Origin of the sequence: Psychrilyobacter piezotolerans (assembly GCF_003391055.1) — a bacterium.
Lineage (GTDB): Bacteria > Fusobacteriota > Fusobacteriia > Fusobacteriales > Fusobacteriaceae > Psychrilyobacter > Psychrilyobacter piezotolerans.
In genome coordinates, this window is sequence record NZ_QUAJ01000029.1 from 1 (window position 1) to 19,129 (window position 19,129).

General features: G+C 33.7%; 17 protein-coding genes. 5 read left to right on the forward strand and 12 right to left on the reverse strand.

Going from position 1 to position 19,129, the window contains the following annotated elements:
* Window positions 1-238 precede the first annotated feature (238 nt).
* Both DYH56_RS13005 and DYH56_RS13010 read right to left on the reverse strand, forming a co-directional pair.
* On the reverse strand, window positions 239-1,585 hold the full coding sequence (locus tag DYH56_RS13005; protein ID WP_114643313.1) for a GGDEF domain-containing protein: 1,347 nt from the start codon (window positions 1,583-1,585) through the stop codon (window positions 239-241).
* Entirely contained in the window at window positions 1,578-2,546 is a 969-nt protein-coding gene (locus tag DYH56_RS13010; protein WP_114643314.1) for an ABC transporter substrate-binding protein, read from the reverse strand. Before DYH56_RS13010 ends, DYH56_RS13005 begins: the two co-directional genes overlap by 8 nt.
* A gap of 207 nt (window positions 2,547-2,753) precedes the next feature.
* On the opposite strand from DYH56_RS13010, the gene DYH56_RS13015 reads away from it, so the two are divergent.
* The 5 genes from DYH56_RS13015 (at window position 2,754) to ybaK (ending at window position 7,406) form a co-directional block, all read left to right on the forward strand.
* Window positions 2,754-3,275, forward strand: coding sequence for a shikimate kinase (locus DYH56_RS13015; protein ID WP_114643315.1), 522 nt, complete (start codon window positions 2,754-2,756; stop codon window positions 3,273-3,275).
* A gap of 103 nt (window positions 3,276-3,378) precedes the next feature.
* On the forward strand, window positions 3,379-4,425 hold the full coding sequence (locus DYH56_RS13020; protein WP_114643316.1) for a zinc-binding metallopeptidase family protein: 1,047 nt from the start codon (window positions 3,379-3,381) through the stop codon (window positions 4,423-4,425).
* Between the two features lie 197 nt (window positions 4,426-4,622).
* On the forward strand, window positions 4,623-6,218 hold the full coding sequence (gene pyrG, locus DYH56_RS13025) for a CTP synthase (protein ID WP_114643317.1): 1,596 nt from the start codon (window positions 4,623-4,625) through the stop codon (window positions 6,216-6,218).
* Window positions 6,219-6,368: 150 nt separating this feature from the next.
* Window positions 6,369-6,680: a hypothetical protein gene (locus tag DYH56_RS13030; RefSeq protein ID WP_114643318.1), complete on the forward strand. Its 312-nt coding sequence runs from the start codon at window positions 6,369-6,371 to the stop codon at window positions 6,678-6,680.
* 249 nt (window positions 6,681-6,929) lie between these two features.
* Window positions 6,930-7,406 (forward strand): Cys-tRNA(Pro) deacylase, encoded by a 477-nt coding sequence (ybaK, locus tag DYH56_RS13035; RefSeq protein ID WP_114643319.1) that lies wholly within the window; start codon window positions 6,930-6,932, stop codon window positions 7,404-7,406.
* Window positions 7,407-7,442: 36 nt separating this feature from the next.
* Here ybaK and DYH56_RS13040 read toward each other — a convergent pair whose 3' ends face one another.
* The 10 genes from DYH56_RS13040 to DYH56_RS13085 form a co-directional block, all read right to left on the reverse strand.
* The gene (locus DYH56_RS13040; protein ID WP_114643320.1) at window positions 7,443-7,769 is read right to left on the reverse strand and encodes a DUF2023 family protein; all 327 of its coding nucleotides are present in this window, start codon (window positions 7,767-7,769) and stop codon (window positions 7,443-7,445) included.
* Window positions 7,770-7,778: 9 nt separating this feature from the next.
* Window positions 7,779-8,069 carry a DUF2325 domain-containing protein gene (locus DYH56_RS13045; protein WP_114643321.1) on the reverse strand — a complete coding sequence of 97 codons (291 nt, stop codon included), beginning with the start codon at window positions 8,067-8,069 and terminating at the stop codon, window positions 7,779-7,781.
* 184 nt (window positions 8,070-8,253) lie between these two features.
* A complete protein-coding gene (locus DYH56_RS13050; RefSeq protein WP_114643322.1) occupies window positions 8,254-9,420 on the reverse strand; it encodes a CD0519/CD1768 family membrane protein in 1,167 nt (388 codons plus the stop codon).
* Between the two features lie 90 nt (window positions 9,421-9,510).
* Window positions 9,511-10,434 carry a pseudouridine-5'-phosphate glycosidase gene (locus DYH56_RS13055; RefSeq protein ID WP_199533031.1) on the reverse strand — a complete coding sequence of 308 codons (924 nt, stop codon included), beginning with the start codon at window positions 10,432-10,434 and terminating at the stop codon, window positions 9,511-9,513.
* Window positions 10,435-10,449: 15 nt separating this feature from the next.
* Complete coding sequence (locus DYH56_RS13060) at window positions 10,450-11,559, reverse strand: PfkB family carbohydrate kinase (protein WP_114643323.1); 1,110 nt, start codon at window positions 11,557-11,559, stop codon at window positions 10,450-10,452.
* A gap of 65 nt (window positions 11,560-11,624) precedes the next feature.
* Complete coding sequence (locus tag DYH56_RS13065; RefSeq protein WP_114643324.1) at window positions 11,625-12,776, reverse strand: hypothetical protein; 1,152 nt, start codon at window positions 12,774-12,776, stop codon at window positions 11,625-11,627.
* A 174-nt stretch (window positions 12,777-12,950) separates the two neighbouring features.
* Entirely contained in the window at window positions 12,951-15,536 is a 2,586-nt protein-coding gene (gene ppdK, locus DYH56_RS13070; protein ID WP_114643325.1) for a pyruvate, phosphate dikinase, read from the reverse strand.
* Between the two features lie 21 nt (window positions 15,537-15,557).
* Complete coding sequence (gene ppsR, locus DYH56_RS13075; protein WP_202922784.1) at window positions 15,558-16,250, reverse strand: pyruvate, phosphate dikinase/phosphoenolpyruvate synthase regulator; 693 nt, start codon at window positions 16,248-16,250, stop codon at window positions 15,558-15,560.
* An 89-nt stretch (window positions 16,251-16,339) separates the two neighbouring features.
* Window positions 16,340-16,960 (reverse strand): CBS domain-containing protein, encoded by a 621-nt coding sequence (locus DYH56_RS13080; protein WP_114643327.1) that lies wholly within the window; start codon window positions 16,958-16,960, stop codon window positions 16,340-16,342.
* 148 nt (window positions 16,961-17,108) lie between these two features.
* The gene (locus DYH56_RS13085; RefSeq protein WP_114643328.1) at window positions 17,109-19,043 is read right to left on the reverse strand and encodes a fructose-1,6-bisphosphatase; all 1,935 of its coding nucleotides are present in this window, start codon (window positions 19,041-19,043) and stop codon (window positions 17,109-17,111) included.
* Between the last annotated feature and the right edge of the window lie 86 nt (window positions 19,044-19,129).

Here is a 19,129-nt window from a genome sequence, read left to right on the forward strand (position 1 = left end):
TTTGCTATTTTGGTTAAACTTCATGTGGATACCTCCGTAAAATATTAGGGTTTAGTCGTCTTAATTTTACATCGAGGTATCTTTTTTTTTCAACCATTTACTTTTTTATTATACAGGAATGCTCCTTTAAAAATCTATCATTCTTTAAATTTAAAGTGATATGTCTAATTCAATTTTATAACATTTATTTTTAGTTAACTTATAAAGTAAAAAAGCCAAAATAATTTTTTCAGCTTTTTCATTTTTCTACCCTATTTTTTCCATTTGCTTTAGCTTTATATAATAACTTATCAACTTTTCTTATAATTTCATTTTGATTTTCATCAACTACTTCTATAACTCCTAAACTTATAGTGGTTTTAATATTTTCATTATCATATCTTATATTTTCAACTTCTTCCCTGATCCTTTCAGCTATATAAAAAGATTTTTCTATATTTGTTTCAGGCAGGATAATAATAAATTCTTCCCCACCATACCTTCCAAATAGATCTATCTCTCTTAAATTACTTTTTATAAATTCACTTATTTTTTTTAATACTTCATCCCCTGTTTGGTGACCATACTTATCATTTATTTTTTTAAAGTCATCCACATCCAGCATAACCACAGATGGTTTTTCATGAACTCTTTTTGCATTTTCTATTTCAACTTCAAGTTTTTCTAAAATATACTTCCTGTTATAAACTTTAGTCAATCCATCTGTAATTGCTATTTTTTTTAAATTTTTATTACTTAGATGCAGTTCCTTAGTTCTTTCTTTCACCTTTTTTTCAAGTAATAAACTATAATCTTCTAATTTTTTTCGACTGATCTTTAATTTTTCATCCCTTATGTTAATTTGCTCGATCATATGATTAAATTCATCGATCAAATAATTAAATTCTAACCTAGAACTATTCTCAATTTTACTCTTATAATTCCCACGAGATACTTCTTTTGCAGCATCTGATAATTTAATTAAGGGAATAAATAATTTTTTTGTTAACAATATTAATATTATTATTAGCAAAAACACACCAACTATAATTATATTCCTAATAATGTTATGTCTATAATCATACATGAGTTTATCTATTCCTCTCAGAGCAACCTTTATGAAGAGTACCCCGACTACTCCTGATTTTGTCACTCTACTATATTCCTTACCCTTTATAGGAACAGCCACTTTAAATCGACCCTCTTTAAAATTTATTTCCATACTTCTTAGTTTATTTTTTATTAAAATCTCATTCACGATTTTTTCCCTCTGCTCTTCTCCAACTTCCTCTTTATTGTTAGAGGATATGATCTTATCTTCTGTATTATAGATACGTATTTTTTCGATAAAAGAATAGGAACCAATATTTTCTGTTAGCCTCTGCAAAGAATTTATTTCTTTCTTTTCTAAAAGACCTGATGCTGCCCAGTCTAATCCTGAAATAACAGAAAAAACCTGTTCTTTATACTGGAGTTTTAAATAACTATAAAGAAGTTTATCGATGAAAAAAAACGATAAAAACATAGTTGTAATTATTACAATTATTACCCCCGCTGAAATTCTTAGATATAAGGCATAAAAAGATCTTCGAAATCCCTTATTCATTTTTCTCCTCTCCTATGTCGATAATAATTTCATCTGTATATATTTTTTCTACCTCTACCCTCTCAGAGATTAAATCATTTTCGAATAAAAAATTATCCATCTCCATTAATTTTTCTTTAAATTTTTCTGAAGCAAATATTTCTTTATTTTCATCTATACTATACATTTTAAAACTTTCATAAAACAATTTGAATTCTTCAGAACTCATATTTTCCTTAGAACTCATTATCTTATAAGCTTCTTCTGGATTTTCATCTACAAATTTTTGAGCCTTATACCAGGCACGGATAAGGTTTGAATAATCTTTCTTTCTTTTCTCTAAAACCTCATTCCTGGCAAGCAAAACATCGATCACATAATCTGGTAAATCAGTTGTAGTAAGAGTAACTCTTCCTCCTCCCTTTTGAGCAGCCCGAGTCATAAAAGGTTCATATGTTAAACAGGCATCTACTTCCCCAAGGATAAATTTTTCCATACCTTCTTTAGAAGTAGCGGGGATTATTGTCACTTCCTCCTCTTTGAGACCTATTTTTTCCAATGCTTTATGAAGTAAAAAATGTTCATCTGTTCCCAGCTCTACCGCTATTTTTTTCCCTTTCAGATCTTTCAGGTTCTCAATGTAATTTTTAACAACCAGTCCATCTGCGCCTTTTATAATATCGGCAGTGAGGATCATCTTTGCATCTTCCCCTTTTTTATCATAATAAAGAGTATTAAAATATGATGAACTCACTATATCTGTTTTCCCTAAATAAAAAGCTGTTAAATTGTCTGCCCAGGTAGAAAATCTAATAATTTCCACTTTGGTATCTTCAAAATAACCCTGTTTTTCAGCTATATACCACAACTCACACGGAGGCCAATCATTGACCCCTATTTTTATAGGTTCCTCATATTTTCTGCAGGAAATCAAACTTAAAAATAAAACACCTAATATCAAATATAATTTTTTATTTTTCATTTCTCCTCCCATATTTTTTTCATAATATACAATTCATTAAATAATTCATTTTTCATTTAAAATATATACAAAAAAATCTTGTGAAATCCTTCTACTTTTACAAAATCACAATTTTCCATTCAATAAATAGTTATTGCCTGAAAAAGAGAAAATAAAAGTAATCAAAAGTATTTAATATTATGATATAATTGTCTCGAGGTGAACCTTATGAAACAAAATTTAATTTTAATAGGATTTATGGGAAGTGGAAAATCTACAGTGGGCAGGGAGCTGGCTAAAGTTCTGGAGATGAACTTTGTAGACACGGACCATTATATAGAAAATAAAGAAAAAATGAAGATAAAAGAGATCTTTTCCCTGAAAGGTGAGAAATATTTTAGAGAAATTGAAGCTAAATATGTTAAAGAAATTTCAAAGATGAACAACACCGTTATCTCTACAGGTGGTGGTGTGGTAGCGTCCGATACCAATATAATGCTTCTAAAAAAAAGGGGTTTTGTGATCTATTTGGATTGTACTGTTGAATGTATATACAAGAGAGTTTCCAGGAGAAATACCCGGCCTCTCCTCAACGATGTCAAGGATCTGCACTCCCGTATTGTGGAGCTTTTAAACGAAAGGGTAGATAATTATAAAAAATATATGGATGACAAAGTATATATTGATTCTAACACTAACATTTGGGATACTGTGGATAAGATTAAAAAAATGTATATTAAGTTTGATTAAAAAAGGCAACGTGACTAATTACAATCAAAGTTTTGATAACCTTTAATTTATTGTTAAATTTTATAATTTTTTAGATAATAAAAATAATAGGGGGCATAATTGTATGAACAGAAAATTTTTAATGGATCTTTTGGATACTTCTTCACCATCTGGAATGGAAAAGGAGGTGCAGCTTCTTTGGCTGGACTATATGAAACAGTTTTCTCATAAAACAGAGAGTGATAATGTAGGCAATGCATATGCAGTTTTGAATCCAGAGGCAGATTTTAAAATAATGATTGCAGCTCATGGGGATGAAATTGGATTTATGGTAAAAAGAATCGATTCTAACGGTTTTATTTTTCTAGAAAAACTAGGGGGAATCAGTCCAAAAGTCGCCGTAGGAATGAAGATAAAATTCCTGGGTAAAAAAGAGGTAGTTGGAGTAGTTGGAGCTAATGCCGAACATCATGGCGGGGTGAAGGAAGATCTTACTATGGATGATATCTATGTGGACTGCGGCTTCAAAGATAAGGAATCAGCAGTAAAATTTTTAAATATCGGAGATATGGCAGTTTATAAAAGAGAAACTGAAATTTTGCAGGAAAATAGGATCGCCGGAAAAGCTTTGGATAATAAAACCGGAAGTTTTATCATAGCTGAAGTTATGAGAAACCTGGCTAAGGAAGACCTGGGTATAGGAGTCTATGCAGTCAATACAAGTACTGAGGAAACCAATCAGGGAGGAGCTTATTTTGCCGGTTCAAAAATTAACCCGGATATGGCTGTAATTTGTGACGTTACCTTTGCCACTGATTATCCAGGTGTAGATACCAATGCCAATGGAGAGTTTTCATTGGAGGGTGGTCCGGTCCTGGCCAAGGGGGCCCCTATAAATTTAAAGATCAATACAGAATTAGAAAAATCAGCTGAAGAATTGGATATAAATTTACAGTATGAGCTGACTCCCAGAAGGACCGGAACAGATGCAGATACTATAAAGTATACCGGTAAAGGAGTTCCTGTAGCTCTTCTTTCCCTTCCAATCAGATATATGCACTCCCCGGTGGAAACAGCTAGTTTTTATGATATTGAAGATGAAATAAATCTGCTTACTCATTTTATCCTGAATTTAGATCCTAAAATTAATTTAAACCCAATTGAGGGATAGAAGGTTAAAAGACTATAAAGTCCAAAAAAAAATTGCTTTTTTTTGGACTTTACTGTATACTTATTAAAGTAAATAAAACAGGGGAAAGATATTTTCTGTTTTTTAAAAAAAAATTATTATAGGCGATAAATCAAAACATCCGTTTTTTTTTTCGCCTTTTTTTTATGTGTTAAATCTATTATTTTAGGAGGAGTTATATGAAACAAACTAAATATATTTTTGTTACCGGTGGTGTAGTATCATCTTTAGGAAAGGGAATTGTAGCAGCGTCTTTAGGTAGACTTTTAGAGGAAAGAGGTCATTCGGTTACTATTCAAAAATTTGATCCGTATATCAATATAGATCCAGGAACAATGAATCCATATGAGCATGGTGAGGTATTTGTAACTGACGATGGAGCAGAAACAGACTTAGACTTAGGTCACTATGAAAGATTTATCGATCAAAACTTAACTAAGTACAGCAGTGTTACTACTGGTAGAATCTACCAAAGTGTAATCAACAAAGAAAGAAAGGGAGAATACTTAGGTAAAACTGTACAAGTTATTCCCCATATCACAAATGAGATCAAATCAAGAATTGAAATTGTAGGTAAAGAAGTAAACTCTGATTTCGTAATCACTGAAATTGGTGGAACTGTAGGAGATATCGAGTCTACACCATTTTTAGAAGCTATCAGACAATTTAGATATGATGTAGGAAGAGAAAATGTACTGTACGTTCATTGTGCATTGGTTCCTTATTTAAAAGCAGCTGGAGAATTGAAATCAAAACCTGCACAGCATTCAGTAAAACAGCTTATGACTCTAGGAATCAGACCTAACATATTAGTATGTAGAACTGAGCATACTCTACCTGAATCATTGAAAGAAAAATTATCATTATTCTGCGACCTGGATACAGATGCTGTAATCGAGTGTAAAGATGCTTCTACAATATATGAAGTGCCTATGAACTTAGAGGAGAATGGATTAGCAGATGCAGTTTGCAAACAATTGGGTGTTGCCAATGAAAAACCTGCTCTTACAGAGTGGAGAGCTATGGTAAAGAAGATCAAGAATCCTTCTAAGAAGGTTAAAATAGCTGTAGTTGGAAAATATATAGAATTAAAAGATGCATATATCTCTATAGATGAATCTATTAAGCATGCAGGATACCACCAGGATATCAATGCTGACATAACTTACATTCAAGCTGAAGACCTAAACTTAGAAGATTTAAAAGGATTTGACGGAATCTTAGTCCCTGGTGGATTTGGAGATCGTGGAGTAGAAGGTAAGATCGCTGCAATAAAATATGCTAGGGAAAATAAGATCCCTTTCTTAGGAATATGTCTTGGAATGCAGTCAGCAGTTATTGAATATGCTAGATCTATTATGGGATGGAAAACTGCTCATTCAGCAGAATTTAATTCTGATACTACTCACCCGGTAATCGATATCATGCCAGATCAAAAAGATGTAGAGATGGGTGGAACTATGAGATTAGGACTATACCCTTGTAAATTAAAAGATGGAACTTTAGCCCGTGAATTATACGGGGAAGAGTTAATCTATGAAAGACATAGACATAGATTTGAGTTTAACAACGAGTTTAAAGAAGAGATGGAAAAAGCCGGACTTATCATTTCAGGTGCTTCTCCAGATGGAAGATTAGCTGAAATTGTAGAGATTAAGGACCACCCTTACTTTATTGCCGGACAATTCCATCCAGAATTTAAAACAAGACCTAACAGACCACATCCATTATTTAGTGGTTTAATCACTGCAGCATTTAACAGAACAGGAAAATAAAAGTATTTGGCTGGGATCTCTCAGCCAAATTTTTGTCTAAAAAGAAAAAATGAATCGCGAATTACACCAATAGATATAAAGAAATTAAAATTAATGATTTTAGAGACAGGACATATAGTGTTAATTAGTGATCAAAAGGAGAAGATAATTATGAAAGATAGAATGTTGGCCCTAGGGTTATATATCAATGAAAGATTGGGTAAAAATATAAATTTTAAACAGATAAAAGGAGATCCTATCTATAGGGGTGTTCTGTTCACCTGCATGAAGGAGGACTATCTAGTCAGTAATAAAAAATCTGAAGTAATCAATACCATAGTTACTATGAGTAGGAAGAAAGCAGAAGATTATCCTCAAAAAATGGTGAAAAGATATACCCATACAAAATTTAGAAAAATCAGGGAAAGAAAACCCGTGGAATTTAAAGTTAAAGGAAAGAGTTATTTTATAATCCATCTATAAAATTTAGGAGGACACACAGTCCTCCTTTTTTAATTCACAGAGCTCTGTCACAACCTTATGAGTTTTGTATAAAAACCCATGATTTTCCTCCTTTAATATTTTATATTTATATGATAAGCTTTAACCTAAGAGATTTTTTTTAATAAAAGAATATTTGAAAATAAATCAGCTAGAAGAGCCATCTTAGGAGCTCATACATCAAGTTTAACCAATGATTATTTGAGTGAAATATTATACAAGGGAGGAAATATGAAAAAAACAAATGCCATGAGAATCCTGGATAAAAATAAAATTCCATATGGGACAGATGAATATGAATACGATGAGTCCGACCTCAGCGCTGTGGCTATGGCAGAAAAAACTAAGGTTGATATAGACAGAATCTTTAAAACTTTAGTTCTTTTAGGAGATAAAACCGGATATTTAGTAGCCTGTATACCCGGAAAACAGGAATTAGACCTGAAAAAATTAGCTAAGATCAGCAAAAATAAGAAAGTTGAGATGATTCATATGAAAGATCTCCTGAAGATAACAGGATATATGAGAGGCGGGTGTTCTCCCCTGGGGATGAAGAAACTTTTTCCTACTTACATGGAAAATTCCTGCCTGAATTTTGAAACTATTTTTATCAGTGGTGGAAAAAGAGGGATGCAAATCGAGATAGCTCCAAATAATTTAATCAAAATTTTAGATATCCGTGTAGACGACATATCTATAAACATCTAAGTAAAAAAATCTTGAAATAAATAGAGATTTACTTGATTAAGCTCTATTTATTTCATCATATTTCATAAATCTCTCACATTGTTTTTTTCTGTCGTAACCTAACATTATCCCCAACATAAAATCTTCCTCTGCTGTATAATCTACCAAATAATCCTTCCCAATTTTCTTTATGACATCTACACATTCCTTTGCCCCAAAAAAAATATTAAGTTTTCCATTTTTGGTTTCATATATTTTATAACTTATCTTTCTATTTCCTAATTTCATTTCAATCATCTCAAGGTTATCTTTAGATGTTGTATGCAATACTAAATTTCTCAACCCTTTTTCATATTCATATATATGATGAACAAATACCTGCATCTTTGCCTCCTAATTATTTAAATACTCACATACTTCACCGATGCTTTCCTTTAGTTTATTTATGCTGCTTGAATGAACTCTTATTAATTTAATATCATTTTTCTTACAGACCTTGTTGCATGAAACCGAAAGTTTATGACTTATTGTATTGGTAAACATTATACATACTTCACAATTTTTTATTTTCTTCTCAAAATTCGGACAATTTTTATTGTATATTTTACACTTAAGATTATTTTTCTTCATCAATCCCTTATATTCAAACTCAATCCCCTTTACTCCTCCAATTATCGCTATCATTGTTCCTCCCGCTTACTTTTTATTTTGATTTTCAAACTATATGTTAATCATTATATACGACAAGTGAAACATTTGCAACTTTATTTAACAAAAAGAAACGTGACGTTGTATCCAGACAGGTATAATTTCCTTGATACTAAAAAAAGGAGCTTTCAAAATAGAAAACTCCACAATAATATTATTTTTACATAAATGAACTATAAAACATGAATAAGAAATGTGCACTAGATCCAGCTGCCAGTCCGGCTATAGTATGACTAAATATGGCTTTCCCGGTAAGATTTCTAAATTTCAGACTGTCCATCATAGCTACGTGGGTACTCAAATAACCACTCCAGCACATTCCCATGGCTGTAAATACTGCTATCTCATTCCCGCCAATTAATTTATCTCTCAAAAGCTGAGGCACCAAACTTATGGCTGCTCCCACTGCTCCCAAAGATGTGATAGGGAAAGCCAGTGCTTCTGAATGCTGAAATCCAAATATCGGTGTAAATATAAATGATAATTTATCCCCTAAAAAAGGCAGTAACTTTATCCCTTCATAGGCTGCACCAGTATATCCATTTGGACTCGGTCCATTTGTGAGCATCATTACCATGGTACAGATAATGAGAACTCCCGGAATTATTTCCAGCCCCATCTTAACACCTGTTTTCCCACCTTCTAAAGCGGCTTCCAGAGCTCTTCCTGTAACACTCCCATCCCTTACTTCACGGTAATTCAGTATATCTGCATTGGAGTCAAAATCACTGTTACCGTCAATATATTCTTCTGTTCCATATAGTTTTTTTGTAAATACCAGCATCATGTTTACACTGACGATACTTCCTAAAAAGGCTCCAATATTACCTATTATCACTGGAGCTATTAAACTTTCCCCTGCCACAGCACTCTGGGCTACCATAAAGGCTGAAACTACCAATCCCATCCCAAATGATGTCCCTAAATTGGTAAGAGCCGGTAACTGGAATTTTTTAAAATATTTTCTAAACCCCTTATCTTCAGCCAAAGTAATAACTGCCGGATTATCCGACAGATATGTAGTTATAACCCCTAAGACTGCTGCTCCAGGCAGATTATAAAGTGGTTTCATCAACGGAGATAAAACTCTATTAATTATAGATATCACTCCAAATTCCGACAATACACCGGCTAAAGAACCGGCTAAAACCGCTATTCCCATTATGAAAAACACCGTATTTAAAAGTAAATCGTGAGTGGTTTTCATTATAGTGTTGATCATATTTATCCCACCCATTATACCAGCTGTATAACTTATGCCTCCAATAATCAATAAAATTGCAAGTATCCCTTCCAAACTAATGGATTTTTTGTATTTTTTGTTCATTTTTTCCTCCCTTTTTTTACAAAAAAAAATCTTCTTCCCAAACAAGATACACTATTGTGAACTTATTAGCAAGAAGATTTTTCTATTTAATTATAATTTTGAATATTCTACAGCTAATTTTGCAGCTAATCTGGCATTATTATAGACTAACTCAATATTTGATTCCAATGAATCCCCACCGGTTAATTCCTTTACCTTAGCTAATAAAAATGGTGTACTTTCCTTACCTTTTATTCCTAATTTTTCGGCCTCTTCCACAGCTTTATTGATAGCATCTGTAATTGTATCAAAATCCATCTCATATTTTTCAGGAATTGGATTAGCTATTACAAACCCTCCATTTAGATGCAGATCCCATTTAGCTTTTAAAGCAAGTGCTAATTCACTTGGGGTCTGGATATTATAATCTACCTTAAATCCACTTTTTCTGGTATAAAAAGCAGGCAGTTCATCGGTTTGGTATCCTACTACAGGAACTCCCTTTGTCTCTAAATATTCCAAAGTCAGGTTTATATCCAATATTGATTTTGCTCCTGCACAAACTACTGCTACATCTGTTCTTCCTAGTTCTTCCAAGTCAGCAGATATATCAAAACTTGTTTCTGCTCCTCTGTGCACTCCTCCGATACCGCCGGTAGCGAATACTTTGATTCCTGCGATATCAGCTATTATCATTGTTGAAGCTACAGTAGTTGCACCGTCCAATTGCTTTGCAATAATAAATGGAATATCTCTTCTGCTGGTTTTAATAACTTTCTGCCCGGCTTTTCCAAGATAATCGATCTCTTCCTTTGTCAATCCTACTTTTAACCTTCCATTTAAGATGGCAATGGTTGCCGGAACAGCCCCACCCTCTCTGATTATATCTTCAACTTTAAGTGCAGTCTCTACATTCATAGGATAAGGCATCCCATGAGAAATAATCGTAGACTCCAATGCTACTACAGGTTTACCATGATCCAATGCTTCCATAACCTCACTGCTGATGTCTACATACTTTTCATAAATTAACATAATACACTCCTTTTATTATAAAATTATTTTATTATTCTTAAAATTTAGTTTTTCTATTGTTTTTTCCACCAAACTAGATGTTATATTTGGATTTATAGTCTCCTCTGAGGAGATTGCCAAGATCGATGCTCCAATGGCAAACCTTATCTCATCTTCTATATTTTTATCGTTGAATAATCCGTAGGTTAAACCTGCTACGAAAGCATCTCCTGCTCCTGTGGCTCCTACCATCTCCATGGTAGGGGGGACTACGATCCCTTCTATTTTAGGAGTTTTATAGTATACCCCGTCTGCTCCCAAGGTAATAAAGACATTTTTTACCCCCTTATCTACAAAGTATTGGCCTGCTTTTTTAAGATCTGATTCATTCTTTATGGCTATTCCAGATAAGACTTCAGCTTCCATCTTATTGGGTTTTATAGTGTGAAAATAACCCACTAGATCCTTTATTTTTTTAGCCTTACTTGCAGATACCGTATCTAAAATAAATGGCACATCATAGGTAGTTACCAGATATTCCAAGATTTCCGGAAGGTTGGCATCCACTATACAATATTTTGAATTTTTAACGATATAATCATTCTTTTTTATATAGTCTATATCCATATTTTTTAAGATATCCATATAGGATATTGCTACATTCATATCTCTTTTCTCATCCAATACACAGAGGTAGGTAGAGGTACTTTCTCCCTTGACCACCAGGGTATTTTCCATATGAAGATCGATTGATTTAGCATGAGTAAGGATTCTTTTTCCATTCTCATCATCTCCTACCACACTTAAAAACTTGGTTTTTACCCCTAATCTTGTAAGATTTTCTGCAATGTTTCTCCCTACACCACCTAGGGATGTTTTTACACTCCCCGGGTTGGAATCACCTGGAATAAGCGAATCTTTTGGATATCCCTGGATATCAATATTTGATCCCCCAACCACACAAATATATGATTCCTCCTTAGATAAAACATATCCCTTCCCCATAATCACACCTTTTTTCATAAGATTGCTTATATGAACTGCTACAGAAGACCTTGTAATTTCAAGGATACTTGCTATCTCCTCTTGGGAGATCATGGGGTTGCTTTCAATTAATTTTAAAACTTCCCTTTCCCTATTAGTCATGATCACTCCTTAATTAATGTTTATTTCTTAACATTAGTTTAATACACGAAGGTATTTTTGTCAACTTATATTTTATCCGATATATCCTGGGAGATCTTAGAGACTGCATCTGCCAGTGCCATCTCTGTCAGTTCTTTCTTGGATTTTAATTTCCTTACATAAGTTCCCCTTGCCTGACCTTTAGGAAGGTTTCCTGAAAAATCAGACCATCCATAGCTGTCCTCCCCTATCCCGTCAAATGTTCCCGATCCTATGATCTCACCGGTGGAAAGATCTTTCATGATATATGTAAAACTTACCCTTACATCTGCTGACTTATAAAAATCATGTCTGAAATATGTTTTTTTAATATTTTTTACTACGGGACCATCTTTAGTATTAGCCACATACTGTTCATACCAGGTTAAAGGTATTACAGATTTTTTTACGGATTCAGGAGTTGAGGTTATATAATTTAAATTTATTTTTATCCCTGTATTTATAATATTGTCAGCCTTATTGTTTTCCCATGCATCTGCAAATCTTTTTCCATCCAGGGGAACTAATCTTATAAGGGTTCTTTTTTCCCCTTGAGCAACATTTCCCTTTACCTGACTTTCCAGATTGATTCTATATGAAACAGGAGTATTTTTAGAAAATTCAATCATGGCTTTGACCAAAGCCTCTTCATAGGCTTTTTCACGGCGGTCTGCAAGGTCTTTATATTTCGGTGACAGCTCTACACCTCTTTCATAGAGAAAGTATCTTTCCCTTTTTTCTGCCCTGTTTAACTTTCTGTCTTCCAATTCATTCCCTGCACTATAGTATACTTCACCCATTGTGGCTTTTAACTTATATAACTCCTCAATTGTGAGGATCTCCAGACTCAAGCTCAATTTTTGATGAACCAGGTCATCTGCATAATAGTAGTTATTTTTTAATTTGAGGAGATCCTCATAGGCATAAGCTTCCAATTTATAATCGGATACTTTTTGATATTCACCTATTTTTTCAACAGCCTGGTCCAGTGCCCGTGGGTATACATTTCTATAATTAACCATACCATCCAGGTAGTCGGGGTTGATCCTGATGGCATCATTTAACAGGTAAGATGCTTTTATAAAATTCCCCCTGTCTATCTCCATTACAGCCTCGCTATTTATCTTTTCTTCCGCATTACTGCATCCCATAAGCATCAATTCTAACAACAGTATAAATATCACCTTGTTTTTTTTCATTACTACCTCCTAATTATTATCTAGAAAATTATAATTTTATAAAAATCTAAAATTATGTCTGTCTGGATGCAACGTCACGTTGCTTTTTATAAGTATACCAAACCCATCTCGATTATTCCTATAAAAAAAGATCTATATAGAATTTCTCTATACAGATCTTTTAATTTTTATTTTTTAGAAATGATATTTTCTTCCTTTTATAGTGTTTTGTGCTACTGCTAATTTAGCAATAGGAATTCTATATGGTGAACAACTTACATAAGCCAGACCAATTGAGTGGAAAAATTCAATACTCTTTGGATCTCCCCCATGTTCTCCGCAGATACCTATTTTAAGGTTCTTTTTCTCCCCTCTACCCAGGGTCACTGCCATCTCCATCAATTTTCCTACACCCTTTATATCTATGGTTTCAAACGGATCTGCTTCTAATATATCTTTTTCCCTATAGTCAGATATAAACTTTCCTGCATCATCCCTTGAATATCCAAAAGTTATTTGAGTCAGGTCATTGGTTCCAAAACTAAAGAAATCAGCTTCTTTGGCAATCTCGCCAGCTGTAACACAAGCTCTGGGAACTTCTATCATAGTTCCTATCTTATATTCTAACTCTATACCTGAATTTTCTATTACCTCATCTACTACTGAAACTAATCTTTCTCTCAAGTATCCTAATTCTTCTACCTTACCTACCAACGGAATCATTATCTCGGGTTTTACATCGATCCCGGATTTTTTCACTTCTATAGCAGCTTCAATGATTGCTCTGGACTGCATCTCATAAATCTCCGGATAAGTTATTCCCAGCCTGCATCCACGATGCCCCAGCATAGGGTTTAACTCCTCTAACTTTAACATCCTGTTCTCTATATCTTCCATGGTAATGCCCATAGATTTAGTCAGCTTTAATTTTTCTTCCTTCTCTTTTGGTAAAAACTCATGCAGTGGAGGATCGATCAATCTTACCGTCACAGAATTACCTTTCATTGCCTCGAATATCCCTATAAAATCAAGTCTTTGAAGAGGTAAAATATTATCTAAAGCTATTTTTCTTTCATGACTATTTTCAGCTAAGATCATCTCTCTCACATGATTTATCTTTTTTTCCTCGAAAAACATATGCTCAGTTCTGCAAAGACCTATTCCATTTGCCCCAAAGTCATAAGCAACCTTGGCATCTAACGGGGTATCAGCATTTGCCAATACTTTCATAGCACCAATTTCACTGGACCAGTCCAGGATCATCTTAAATTCATCGGTCAATCCGGAATCACTTTTATTAAGTTCACCCAGGTATACATTTCCTGTACTTCCGTTTAATGATATATATTCTCCTTCAGAGACTGTGATATTTCCTACTTTAAACTCTTTTTTTTCTTCATCTAAATCCATTGACCCGCATCCACAGATACAGCATCTACCCATTCCACGGGCAACTACTGCTGCATGGGAAGTCATCCCTCCACGAACAGTTAGTATTCCATCTGCTATGTTCATCCCTTCAATATCTTCCGGAGAAGTTTCTAATCTTACTAAGATTCCTCCATTATTTTCCTTTATCTTTTCTGAACTAAAATATACTCTTCCTGTTGCGGCACCTGGTGATGCAGCTAGTCCAGTCACTAAAACTTCTGAATTTGCTAATTCTTCTTCTGAAAATGTCGGATGCAGCAGCTGAGAGATCATCTCAGGTTCTATCATCATTATAGCTTTTTCCTTAGTTATTATACCTTCATTAACCAGGTCTGTAGCTACTTTTATAGCAGCATTTGCAGTTCTCTTTCCATTTCTTGTTTGAAGGATGTATAATTCATTATTTTCAATGGTAAATTCTATATCCTGCATATCCTTATAATGATCTTCTAAAAGATTACATAGGTCTATCAATTCCTTATAAGTTTCAGGCATTACAGCTTCTAATTCTTCTATCTTTTTAGGAGTTCTTATCCCTGCTACTACATCTTCCCCCTGAGCATTGATTAAAAATTCTCCAAATAATTTATTTTCACCACAAGATGGATTTCTGGTAAATACAACTCCTGTTCCTGAAGTATCCCCCATATTACCAAATACCATAGACTGAACGGTAACTCCCGTTCCGATATCATGTGGAATATTGTTTAAATTACGGTAGTAGATAGCTCTCGGGTTGTTCCAAGAGCTAAATACTGCTTCGATTGCTGCTAACAGCTGGTCCATTGGATCTTCCGGAAACTTAAAGTTTACTTCTGATTTAAAGAGATTTTTATATTCTTTAATATAAGCTTCTTTTTCAGTTCCATTCTTTTCAAGTTCTTTTTCAAGTAAATCATACTTGTACTTTTCAATTCCATATACTACCTCCGAAAACATTTGTATAAATCTTTTATAACTATTAAAAGCAAACTGTTCATTGCCTGTCTGCGTTGCAAGTAACTTATATGTTTTATCGTTTAAACCTAAGTTTAAGATTGTATCCATCATTCCAGGCATAGATATGGCAGCCCCGGATCTCACTGAAACAAAAAGTGGATTATCTCCTCCAAAATTTTTATCTGTCACGGCCTCTAAGTTCTTTAAGTTTTGCTCTATCTCTTTCTTTAAGCCTTTCCATATTTTTTTTTCCTCTTCATAGTATTTCATACTAGCTTCTGTCGTTATAACAAATCCCTGGGGAATCGGTAATCCTAATTTAGTCATCTCAGAAAGGTTTGCACCTTTTCCACCTAATAATGACTTCATTTCCTTTCCACCATCCTTAAAAGGATAAATAAATTTTTTCATGAGTTAATCCTCCTTGAGCATTTAAGCTTTTATTAATTTTAAGATGATCTCTGCCGTCTCTTCAATGGCTTTTTCCGATACATCTATTACTGGACACTGTAATTTTTTCATTATTTTATCCGAATAATCTAATTCTTCCAATATCCTGCCAAAGGAAGCATAGCTGGATGCTCTCTCCTCCGCTTTCATGGTTTTTAATCTCTGTTCCCTTATCTTATTTAATTTATCTATAGATATGGTCAGCCCAATTACCTGGGTTGCCTGAAAAACCTCTTTTGGAATAGGCACTTCTGGTACCAATGGTATATTTATTATCTTTAACCCGCTTTTATTGGCCAAATAGATTGACAGCGGTGTTTTGGATGTCCTGGATAAGCCTACAATCAATAGATCTGCTTCTAATATTCCCCGGCTGATCTTTCCGTCGTCATATTTTACCGCAAATTCCATAGCTTCAATACGCTTAAAATATTTTTCATCCATCTTTTTAAATGAATTTGCTTTGGATTTTTCAAATAACTTTTTAAACCCGTATTTTAAAATTTTAAAAGTATCAAAATGTACGATATCTTTTTCCATACAAAAACTTTCCAGTTTTCGGAGTCGTTTTTTATCTTTCAGGCTATAAAAAACTAAGTTCTGAGAGTTTAAAACATCTAAGCTTTTAAATTCTTTCAACGTTATCTGTATCAGTTTAAAGTCTTCACGATTCAATTCATCTTTAATTACTTTTAAAATAACTTCTGAATCTACTATAGCATCATCTTTTATAAAATATATATCAATAATAGAAATCCCTCCTGTTATAATAAAGTTTCAAATAAAACCCTGCTTAGATCCGTCTTCGAAATCTTCCCTACAATTTTATACCCTTTTAATTCATTGGAATACTCAACCACAGGCAGGGAATCTATCTCTTTTTTCACAATTATTTCAGCAGCTTCAAACAATGTAGCATCAGTAGTGCAAAAATGTATATTAGGCATCCTGCTCATTATCAAACTTATCGGCAGAGAAGTAAGATCCATCCCTCCTATGGCTGCTTTCAGCAGATCTTTTCTGGAAACTACACCAGAAAGCAGATCTCCATTGGTTATATAGATAGTTCCTGAATCTCTTGTGAATATTTCTACTATCCCATCGTGAATAGTGGCTTTTTCCGATAAAACCAGAGCTTCACCTATAAACTCTGTTACATTTAGATTTTTCAATGAAGAACTGTCTATTTTTTTAGGCTTTTGCGGATTCAAACTATATCCCACCTTGGTTTTAGACTTTATAATCTCTGATTTTATTAAAAAGGAAAAATCTGTTCTGAGAGCTGATCTTGTCACTCCTAAGATCTTAGCTATCTTCTCCCCTGTAATTGAACCGTTCATTCTAATAATTTCTATTATTCTATATTGTCTTTCAGATAAATTCATAAATTCTCCTTTTAGTGTTCACAAATACCCTGTGATTATTCCATAAACCTATCTTTGATCTAATAATAATCTTTTACCGGGCAAAAGTCAACCTTTTTTTATTATTTTTTAACCTTTTTTATCATTTTTTTAACAAAAGTAGTGTACATCAATGTTTCCCTATAAGATTTCCGCTTCTATACATCTTTAACAGCACCCTTAAGTCCTTCAAACTTTTTATAAGGAGCTCCCCCGTTTCTGTATCTTTAACTTTTTTTCTCTCTGCCTTATCCACTAATTGTATTACCGATATTATTTCATGGCTGTCTTCAATGGCTTTTTCAATACTTTTAAATGGTTTGTGGGAAGCTAACCTCAAACCATAAGAATTATAAATCAGGGTATACCCTGCAGTCCCGGTACTTGACTGGTATGCCTTGGATAATCCGCCATCAATTACTAGCAGCTTTTTCCCCGCCCTTATAGGCAGCTCACCATTTTTAGCCAGTACAGGTGTATGCCCGTTTATAACATGACCATTTTCTTTTAGAACCCCAAAGTGATCCATGAGTTTTAATATTATCTCTTCGTTCTCCCTCAATGTATAGTATGGGTTCTTTATCTCTTTATGCGTTTCTTTCTCACTGACAAAATACCTCTCAAAAGTTTTCATCTCTTCCTTACCAAATAGTGGTGAATATTCACCCGTCCACATATACCAGAACCAGTCCAAATCTTTTTTGTCCTTTTTAAAATAAGCTTTACGAGCTAATTTCTCAAACTTATCCATGAGTTCCTTACCGCAGTATTCCTTACCGTCTATGGTAAAACATTTATAGTTCCCATGGGAATCCATAGGAATACACCCATGAAACATCAGCTGATTATTATATTTCAGGTATATGTTTCCATTGGAAAAGAAAAAACGAGCATGTTTTTGCAGTTTGTCACTTTTTTCAAAATAGTTAGCTATTTTTTCTATGACTTCTTCTTCCCTTTCCGTAAGTTTGTAGGGATCTTTGGGATCTATCGTGGGAAAATTATTACTGGTTAACTTATATTCTTTGCCATTCAATATAATGGTCCCCTTAGTCTGATCTATCTTATCTAAAAGCATCCTCCTTTCCATATGAAATTCCGGTCTTTTTTTGATAACTGCCGCTTCTAATTTAAATTGGATAATAGCTATAGCTTTATGCATCTGCCCCCGGACGTACTGCTCCTTGTCATTAAATAGTTCGTCACTGTTGGCTATGGGTAAAAATTCTTTACACGGGTCCCCACCATAGGTTTCCATAGCAAATCTTCCCAGGGGCAGTAAGTTTATCCCGTATCCCTCCTCCAAAGTTTTTAAATTACTGTACCGGAGAGAGATACGAAGCACATTGGCTACACAGGCAAAGTGCCCCTTAGATGCTCCTACCCATAATATATCGTGATTTCCCCACTGAATATCACAGTCATGATGCCCTATGAGGTTATCCATAATCTTATGGGGATCTGCCCCCCTGTCATATATATCTCCTAAAATATGCAGTTTATCTACCGACAACTGCTGGATCAGATTAACAGATTTTATAATAAAATCATCTGCTATTCCCAATTCTATCACTGTAGATATGATCTGGGAATAATATTCTTCCTTGTTGAAGTCCTTGCTGTTTAATGTCAGAAACTCTTCCAATATATATGCATATTCATTGGGTAACGCCTTCCTTACTTTAGATCTTGTATATTTAGATGACACTAATCTAAACAGGGATAAGATCCTCTTTATAGACACTCTGTACCAATGAACTTTCTCATATTCATTCAATTTTAATCCTTCCAGTATTTTTTCGGGATAAAATATTAATTTAGAAAAATTATGTTTTTCTTCCAATGAAAGGATGTCTCCGAAAAGTTCATCTATCTTTATTTTTAAACTTCCAGAGGCTGTTTTCACCAGATGCCTGAATGCATGGTATTCTCCATGAAGATCTGTAAGATAATGTTCTGTCCCCTTGGGAAGATTCAGTATAGCTTCCAAATTTATAATTTCACTTGTGACCTCTCCTATATTTTTATACCGATTTGATAATAACTCATAGTACTTCCTTTCCATTCTCCACCTGCCCTAATTATTATTTATGTGCACTAATTCTCTTTAAACATAGTTTACCCACTTTATATGCAAAATGCAAGTAAATA

What these genes read in the sequence shown, in the direction of transcription:
- DYH56_RS13005 (WP_114643313.1), bottom strand. Translation starts at nt 1,585, where the DNA reads ATGAATAAGGGATTTCGAAGATCTTTTTATGCCTTATATCTAAGAATT.
- DYH56_RS13010 (WP_114643314.1), bottom strand. Translation starts at nt 2,546, where the DNA reads ATGAAAAATAAAAAATTATATTTGATATTAGGTGTTTTATTTTTAAGT.
- DYH56_RS13015 (WP_114643315.1), top strand. Translation starts at nt 2,754, where the DNA reads ATGAAACAAAATTTAATTTTAATAGGATTTATGGGAAGTGGAAAATCT.
- DYH56_RS13020 (WP_114643316.1), top strand. Translation starts at nt 3,379, where the DNA reads ATGAACAGAAAATTTTTAATGGATCTTTTGGATACTTCTTCACCATCT.
- pyrG (WP_114643317.1), top strand. Translation starts at nt 4,623, where the DNA reads ATGAAACAAACTAAATATATTTTTGTTACCGGTGGTGTAGTATCATCT.
- DYH56_RS13030 (WP_114643318.1), top strand. Translation starts at nt 6,369, where the DNA reads ATGAAAGATAGAATGTTGGCCCTAGGGTTATATATCAATGAAAGATTG.
- ybaK (WP_114643319.1), top strand. Translation starts at nt 6,930, where the DNA reads ATGAAAAAAACAAATGCCATGAGAATCCTGGATAAAAATAAAATTCCA.
- DYH56_RS13040 (WP_114643320.1), bottom strand. Translation starts at nt 7,769, where the DNA reads ATGCAGGTATTTGTTCATCATATATATGAATATGAAAAAGGGTTGAGA.
- DYH56_RS13045 (WP_114643321.1), bottom strand. Translation starts at nt 8,069, where the DNA reads ATGATAGCGATAATTGGAGGAGTAAAGGGGATTGAGTTTGAATATAAG.
- DYH56_RS13050 (WP_114643322.1), bottom strand. Translation starts at nt 9,420, where the DNA reads ATGAACAAAAAATACAAAAAATCCATTAGTTTGGAAGGGATACTTGCA.
- DYH56_RS13055 (WP_199533031.1), bottom strand. Translation starts at nt 10,434, where the DNA reads ATGTTAATTTATGAAAAGTATGTAGACATCAGCAGTGAGGTTATGGAA.
- DYH56_RS13060 (WP_114643323.1), bottom strand. Translation starts at nt 11,559, where the DNA reads ATGACTAATAGGGAAAGGGAAGTTTTAAAATTAATTGAAAGCAACCCC.
- DYH56_RS13065 (WP_114643324.1), bottom strand. Translation starts at nt 12,776, where the DNA reads ATGAAAAAAAACAAGGTGATATTTATACTGTTGTTAGAATTGATGCTT.
- ppdK (WP_114643325.1), bottom strand. Translation starts at nt 15,536, where the DNA reads ATGAAAAAATTTATTTATCCTTTTAAGGATGGTGGAAAGGAAATGAAG.
- DYH56_RS13080 (WP_114643327.1), bottom strand. Translation starts at nt 16,960, where the DNA reads ATGAATTTATCTGAAAGACAATATAGAATAATAGAAATTATTAGAATG.
- DYH56_RS13085 (WP_114643328.1), bottom strand. Translation starts at nt 19,043, where the DNA reads ATGGAAAGGAAGTACTATGAGTTATTATCAAATCGGTATAAAAATATA.